General features: G+C 64.3%; 7 protein-coding genes. 3 read left to right on the top strand and 4 right to left on the bottom strand.

The window, feature by feature from the left end; translation table 11 throughout:
• Positions 1-34: 34 nt before the first annotated feature.
• Positions 35-316, bottom strand: coding sequence for a GNAT family N-acetyltransferase (locus tag ACK1U9_RS10635; protein ID WP_046615741.1), 282 nt, complete (start codon positions 314-316; stop codon positions 35-37).
• A gap of 508 nt (positions 317-824) precedes the next feature.
• Here ACK1U9_RS10635 and oprI point away from each other — a divergent pair.
• The gene (gene oprI / locus ACK1U9_RS10630; protein ID WP_003259780.1) at positions 825-1,076 is read left to right on the top strand and encodes an outer membrane lipoprotei OprI; all 252 of its coding nucleotides are present in this window, start codon (positions 825-827) and stop codon (positions 1,074-1,076) included.
• A 131-nt stretch (positions 1,077-1,207) separates the two neighbouring features.
• On the opposite strand, the gene ACK1U9_RS10625 is transcribed toward oprI, so the two are convergent.
• From ACK1U9_RS10625 to ACK1U9_RS10615, 3 genes are all read right to left on the bottom strand, one after another.
• Entirely contained in the window at positions 1,208-2,185 is a 978-nt protein-coding gene (locus ACK1U9_RS10625) for a L,D-transpeptidase family protein (protein WP_046615742.1), read from the bottom strand.
• A 111-nt stretch (positions 2,186-2,296) separates the two neighbouring features.
• Positions 2,297-2,587 (bottom strand): hypothetical protein, encoded by a 291-nt coding sequence (locus ACK1U9_RS10620; RefSeq protein ID WP_013971899.1) that lies wholly within the window; start codon positions 2,585-2,587, stop codon positions 2,297-2,299.
• A 58-nt stretch (positions 2,588-2,645) separates the two neighbouring features.
• Positions 2,646-3,251, bottom strand: a complete 606-nt coding sequence (locus tag ACK1U9_RS10615) for an arylesterase (RefSeq protein ID WP_338460298.1) — start codon at positions 3,249-3,251, stop codon at positions 2,646-2,648.
• A gap of 10 nt (positions 3,252-3,261) precedes the next feature.
• Here ACK1U9_RS10615 and ACK1U9_RS10610 point away from each other — a divergent pair, with 10 nt between their 5' ends.
• Both ACK1U9_RS10610 and ACK1U9_RS10605 read left to right on the top strand, forming a co-directional pair.
• Complete coding sequence (locus tag ACK1U9_RS10610) at positions 3,262-3,945, top strand: ABC transporter ATP-binding protein (protein ID WP_016714756.1); 684 nt, start codon at positions 3,262-3,264, stop codon at positions 3,943-3,945.
• Positions 3,945-6,396, top strand: a 2,452-nt coding sequence (locus ACK1U9_RS10605) for an ABC transporter permease (RefSeq protein ID WP_449109882.1), incomplete at its 3' end; no start/stop codon positions are given. The genes ACK1U9_RS10610 and ACK1U9_RS10605, both read left to right, overlap by 1 nt.

The following is a 6,396-nucleotide window of genomic DNA, read 5'->3' as shown; positions in this document are numbered from 1 at the left end:
TGGCCCCCCACGCGGCCCCGCTTTTTTTACAGAATCAGACCTTGCTCGAATGCCGTTGCTGGCGCTCCATGTAGCGCTCCACGTACGAGCAGGACGGAATCACCGTGTAGCCCATCTGGTCAGCGTACTCCAGGGCCCGTTCGGTCAGGGCGGCAGCAATCCCGCGGCCGCGCAGGGCGTTGGGTACGAAGGTGCGATAGATGTCCAGCGTCTGCTTGCCCAGGTCCATGTACGTCAGATAGGCACGATGACCGTCCACGCTGGTCTCGAACTGATGACCGGCCTGGTCATGGTGGATGGTCAGCGCTTCGCTCATCACTACTCCTCGCAGGTCTACTCGGCAGACCCATACCTTAACCGATGGTGGTTTATCCGGCACAGAATCCTCTACGCCACCTGTTGCCCCTTCGACCACTGGACGATTGCAATCGTTCGGATCCTGTGGCACTCACAAGATAGTAGGCGCCGCAGGCGGGATTGCTCAAGGTGGTGGCGGTTAAAAATGGCGAAAATGCAGCCAGATGTCATTCTTGCCAGCGCACCAGGAAGCCACCCGGTGTACTAGGGCTTAAGACGCTGAAGGACAGTTAAAGTCACCCTTAGTTCAACAAAAAAGTTCCTGTACTACAGTCGCTTGCGAACCCTGTACGTTTTTTTCACAGGCGTGTCGCAAATCTTGTCGGAAAGGCGTCAAGCAACATTTTTTTTGCAGTTCTTGCGCTTAGTCAGTTTACTTACTACAAGTAATGGGTACTATGTACGCCGGCCAGTTTCTCTTTTCCGAGAGATGGCTATTTAATAGAAAGTCCTTGAAGGGGAACACGATGAACAACGTTCTGAAATTCTCTGCTCTGGCTCTGGCCGCAGTTCTGGCTACCGGTTGCAGCAGCGTATCCAAAGAAACCGAAGCTCGTCTGACTGCGACTGAAGACGCAGCAGCTCGCGCTCAAGCTCGTGCAGACGAAGCCTACCGTAAGGCTGACGACGCACTGGCAGCCGCTCAGAAGGCTCAGCAGACCGCTGACGAAGCCAACGAGCGCGCTCTGCGTATGCTGGACAAAGCCAGCCGCAAGTAATAATCCTCACGGATTGTTATGGAGCCGACCCACTTGTGGGTCGGCTTTTTTATTGCCGGTACACAAGCAAACGCGCCTGGCAGAAACGAAAAGGCCTGCACTAAGGCAGGCCCGGGTGTGTCGCAATTACCTTACTGCAGTTCGGGCGGAATGCTCGAAACCATCGGTGCCCCACCCTGGCTTTCGGCCGGCACGGCAATTTCCACAGGCATGCCATCTTCCGCGGCCACCACGTCACGCACCATGTCCCAGTTCATGCGTAGGTTATTTGCCAGGTCTTCACGCTTGAGCAAGGCGTTGATAACAGCAGTGTGTTTATCGACCACCGACGGATTACCCTGGTCGTCCAACGGCGTGTGCGCCTCCAGATAGACCTTTCCGCCACTGATACCGAACTTGTAGGGCTCATTGATGATGCGCACCGGCGTACCCACCGGCACCATCTTCGACAGTTCCAGCACGTTGTTGTTGAGCATGCGGAAGCAACCGTGACTGGTACGCATGCCAATGCCGAATTTCTTGTTCGAACCATGAATCAGGTAACCCGGTACGCCGAGGGTGAACTTGAACGGCCCCAGCGGGTTGTCCGGGCCGGCCGGCACCACGCTCGGCAGGATGTCACCGTCAGCCGCGTGCTCGGCACGGATCGACGCTGGAGGGGTCCAGGTCGGGTTCGGCGTCTTGGCGGTGATCTTGGTATTGGCGATCGGCGAACCCCATCCTTCACGGCCAATCCCCAGAGGGAAGGTATGCACCACGTTCTGCCCTTTCGGGAAGTAGTACATGCGGTATTCGGCCAGGTTGATGACGATACCCTCACGCGGGCCCGGCGGCAGGATGTAGCGGGTCGGCAGGATGATCTCGGTGCCGGCACCTGGCAGCCATGGATCCACGCCCGGGTTGGCGGCGATCATTTCCAGGTAGCCGAGGTCGTTGGCGGTGCCGATATCGGCGAACGTGTCCTCGTACTTTGCCTTGATCACATGCACCTGGCCGATGATGTCTTCACCGGGTGGTGGCAATGGCAGCTCCAGCGCAGCAGCGGGGCCTGCTACCAGCAGGGCGGCCAGGGACAGGCTACGGGTGACGGCAGGAAAGCGCGGCAACATCCGGTAAATCCTTCGAAAGGTGGGTCAAGAGAATCGATTGTACACCTGCGCCGATGCAAGCGGGAGGCATTGGCGCCATGCAAGCGTTCCAGATGATGAAAGGTGCGGTGTTCAGCCGCCCTGCAGCTCCGGCCACACCGGGCGCATGCCGCGCCGCTGGGCATCGAGGATCGCGCGGCACAGGTCGCACAGGCGGCCGTCGCGGTAGATCGAGCGCGGTACCCCCGACCAGCGCGGTTGCGCAGGCAGCAGGCCACCGCACAGAGTGCGGTCGGCCGGTACGCCCAGCTCGAGCTGTCGGGCAACGAGGTGGACGCGGATTTCCTGGCAGGCGAACAGGTCGAGCTGCTCATCAGGCTCGATCAGTTGGTAGGCATAAAGGGACCAGGCAGGGCGCGGCATTGGTGGCACTCGAAACGGGGGGCGCAACATTAGCCGAAAGACGGCGCCGTTTAAAGCATCAGAGCAAGGGTTTTATCGCCGGCCAGGCATTTTCCAGCAGGCGCTGCTGGGCGGCCTGAGCCGGGTGAATGCCATCCGCCTGCATCAACTCAGGCACGCCCCCTACCCCCTCGAGGAAAAATGGCACCAGCGGAACCTGTTTTTCGGCAGCCAGCTGTTCATAGACCTGGGCGAAGGCGCTGGTGTAGCGCACGCCATAATTGGGCGGCAGGCGCATGCCCAGCAGCACCACCTTGGCACCGGCCTTGCGCGCACTCTCGATCATCGAGGCAAGATTTTGTTGCAATTGCGCTGGCGACTGCCCGCGCAAGCCATCATTGCCGCCCAGCTCCAGCACCACCAGGCTCGGCTTGTGCGCTGCAAGCAGCGCCGGCAGCCGCGCCTGGCCACCTGCACTGGTGTCGCCGCTGATCGACGCATTGACCACCTTGTCGTCGAAACCTTCTTCCAGCAGGCGGGTCTGCAACAGGGAAACCCAGCCCTGGCGGGTATCCAGGCCAAAACCGGCGCTGATACTATCGCCGACAATCAGCAGTGTTCCCGCCGCCGCGCTCTGGGCCAGGCAATACAGGGCCAGACCGGCACTCAACCACCACACTCGCATCGGATTCTCCATGGGCCCCAGCATTCTCGTTGCGCAGAACCTTAGCAAAGTGGTCCCCAGCGCGGAAGGTGACCTGACCATCCTGCACGCGCTGTCCCTCGACCTGGCCCAGGGCGACAGCCTGGCCATCGTCGGCGCCTCGGGCTCGGGCAAGTCTACCCTGCTCGGCCTGCTCGCCGGCCTCGACCAGCCCAGTGCCGGCAAGGTCATCCTCGCTGGCCACGACCTGGGGCCGCTGGATGAAGACCAACGCGCGCGGGTGCGCGCCGAGCATGTAGGCTTCGTGTTCCAGTCGTTCCAGCTGCTCGACAGCCTCAACGCCCTGGAAAACGTCATGCTGCCGCTGGAGCTGGACGGCCGTCGCGATGCCCGCGAACACGCGCGCACCCTGCTCGAACGGGTCGGCCTGGGCAAGCGCCTGAGCCACACCCCGCGCCAGCTTTCGGGTGGCGAACAGCAACGGGTGGCCATTGCCCGTGCCTTTGCCGCGCAACCGGCAGTGCTGTTCGCCGACGAGCCCACCGGCAACCTAGACAGCCACACCGGCGAACGCATCAGCGACCTGCTGTTCGAACTGAACAAGGAACGCGGCACCACTCTGGTGCTGGTTACCCATGATGAACGCCTGGCCCGGCGCTGCCGCCGCCAGATCCGCCTGGATGCAGGCCGCCTGGTGGCGCCGGTGGAGGCCTGATGAACCACATGCCGCTGTCCCGCCTGTGCGGCCTGGCCCTGCGCCAGCTGCTGCGCGACATTCGCGCCAGCGAAGTGCGCGTGCTGTTCTTCGCCCTGCTGGTGGCGGTGGCGGCCAGCACTGCCATCGGCTATTTCGGTGCCCGCCTCAACGGCGCCATGCAACTGCGCGCCAGCGAGTTCCTGGGTGCCGACCTGGTGCTGCAGGGCAGTGCACCGGCCCGCGACCAGCAGATCGAGGCCGGCAAGGCGCTTGGCTTGCGCCACGCTCAGGTGGTCGAGTTCACCAGCGTGGTCGGCGGCGACAACGGCATCCAGCTGTCCAGCGTCAAGGCTGCCGATGGTGCCTATCCGTTGCGCGGGCAAGTGCGCAGTGCCGCGGAGCCCTATGCAGCAGAAACCCCGGGCGGCGGCCCGGCACCTGGCGAAGCATGGGTCGAGCCACGCTTGCTGGCGGCACTGGGGCTTAAGGTTGGCGACAGCATCGATGTGGGCATGAAGACGCTGCGCATGACCCGCGTACTCACCTACGAACCGGACCGCGCCAACAACTTCTACAGCCTTACCCCACGGGTAATGATGAACCTGGCCGATCTGCAGGCCACCGGCGTGATTCAACCGGGCAGCCGGGTCACCTACCGCGACCTGTGGCGCGGCGATGCCGAAGCGTTGGCGCAGTACCGCGGTGCGCTGAAAAAGGACCTGGCCGCCAACCAGCGCCTGCGCGACACCCGCGATGGCAACCAGCAGGTCGGCGGCGCCCTGGGCAAGGCCGAGCGCTACCTGAACATGGCCAGCCTGGTGGCGGTGCTGCTGGCAGGCGTCGCCGTTGCCCTGTCTGCCAGCCGCTATGCCGCACGCCGCCTGGACGCCAGCGCCCTGCTGCGCTGCCTGGGCCTTTCGCGCCGCCAGGCACTGGGCCTGTACTGCCTGCAATTGGCCATGCTTGGCCTGGTCGCCGCGCTGGTCGGCGCCCTGCTCGGCTGGCTGGCCCAGCTGGGCCTGTTCCGCCTGCTGCATGGCCTGCTGCCAAGCGTGGTGCCTGCAGGTGGCATCGTCCCGGCCCTGGCCGGCATCGCTACGGGGCTGGTGGCCCTGGCCGGCTTCGCCCTGCCGCCAATTGCCGCGCTGGGTCAGGTGCCGCCGTTGCGCGTGCTACGCCGCGACCTGCTGCCGATACCGCCCAGCAGCTGGCTGGTGTACGGCGCGGCCCTGTTCGCCCTGGGCCTGATCATGTGGCGCCTGAGCCTGGACCTGCTGCTCACCTTCGCACTGCTCGGAGGCGGCCTGGTCGCCGCACTGCTGCTCGGCGGCCTGCTGCTGCTCGGTTTGCGCAGCCTGCGCCAATTGCTGGCCGGGGCTCCACTGACCTGGCGCCTGGGGCTGGGCCAACTGCTGCGCCACCCCATGGCCGCTGCCGGCCAGGCCCTGGCCTTCGGCCTGATCCTGCTGGCCATGGCCCTGGTCGCGCTGCTGCGCGCGGAACTGCTCGACACCTGGCAAGCGCAGCTGCCCAAGGATGCACCCAACCATTTTGCCCTGAACATCCTGCCGGATGATCGCGAGCCCTTCGCCCAACACTTGCAGCAGGTCAATGCCACCTCGGCACCGCTGTACCCGGTGACACCCGGCCGCCTGGTGCGAATCAACGACCAACCGGTGCAGCAGGTGGTCAGCAAGGATTCGGCAGGCGAGCGCGCCGTGCAGCGCGACCTCAGCCTGACCTGGGCAGCCGAACTGCCCCAAGGCAACGCACTGACGGGTGGCAACTGGTGGCAGGCGTTGCCCGCCGAAGATGAAATCCCCGGTGTGTCGGTGGAGGCGGAACTGGCCAGCAGCCTGAAGCTGCAACTGGGCGACCTGCTGACCTTCGACATCGGCGGCCAGCAGCGCCAGGCCCGGGTCAGCAGCCTGCGCAGCGTGCACTGGGACAGCTTCCAGCCGAACTTCTACATGATCTTCCAGCCCGGCACGTTGCAGGGGCTGCCGACCACCTACCTGACCAGCTTCTATCTGGCACCGGGCCATGACCTGGATGTGGTGGCACTGTCACGGGCATTCCCGGCGGTGACCATCCTGCAGGTGGACGCCTTGCTCGATCAGCTGCGCAGCATCCTCGCCCAGGTGACCCTGGCGGTGGAATATGTGTTGCTGTTCGTGCTGGCAGCCGGGTTGGCGGTGCTGTTCGCTGGCTTGCAGGCGACGCTGGACGAGCGCATCCGCCAGGGCGCCTTGCTACGTGCGCTGGGCGCGGCGCGGCCATTGCTGGTCAAGGCGCGGCGGATCGAGTTCGGCTTGCTGGGTGCGGCCAGCGGCTTGCTGGCGGCGGTCGGGTGCGAGCTGATTACCCTGGTGCTGTACCGCTATGCCTTCGACCTGCAATGGAGCCCGCATGTGTGGTTGCTGCTGTTGCCGCTGGCAGGGGCGTTGCTGGTGGGCGGTGCGGGGGTGC

Source organism: Pseudomonas sp. XP1 (assembly GCF_053557675.1).
This window is presented reverse-complemented; position numbering and strand designations above follow the sequence as displayed.

Bases quoted from the DNA above. Each gene is read 5' to 3' on its own strand.
- ACK1U9_RS10635 (WP_046615741.1), bottom strand. From the start codon at position 316: ATGAGCGAAGCGCTGACCATCCACCATGACCAGGCCGGTCATCAGTTC.
- oprI (WP_003259780.1), top strand. From the start codon at position 825: ATGAACAACGTTCTGAAATTCTCTGCTCTGGCTCTGGCCGCAGTTCTG.
- ACK1U9_RS10625 (WP_046615742.1), bottom strand. From the start codon at position 2,185: ATGTTGCCGCGCTTTCCTGCCGTCACCCGTAGCCTGTCCCTGGCCGCC.
- ACK1U9_RS10620 (WP_013971899.1), bottom strand. From the start codon at position 2,587: ATGCCGCGCCCTGCCTGGTCCCTTTATGCCTACCAACTGATCGAGCCT.
- ACK1U9_RS10615 (WP_338460298.1), bottom strand. From the start codon at position 3,251: ATGCGAGTGTGGTGGTTGAGTGCCGGTCTGGCCCTGTATTGCCTGGCC.
- ACK1U9_RS10610 (WP_016714756.1), top strand. From the start codon at position 3,262: ATGGGCCCCAGCATTCTCGTTGCGCAGAACCTTAGCAAAGTGGTCCCC.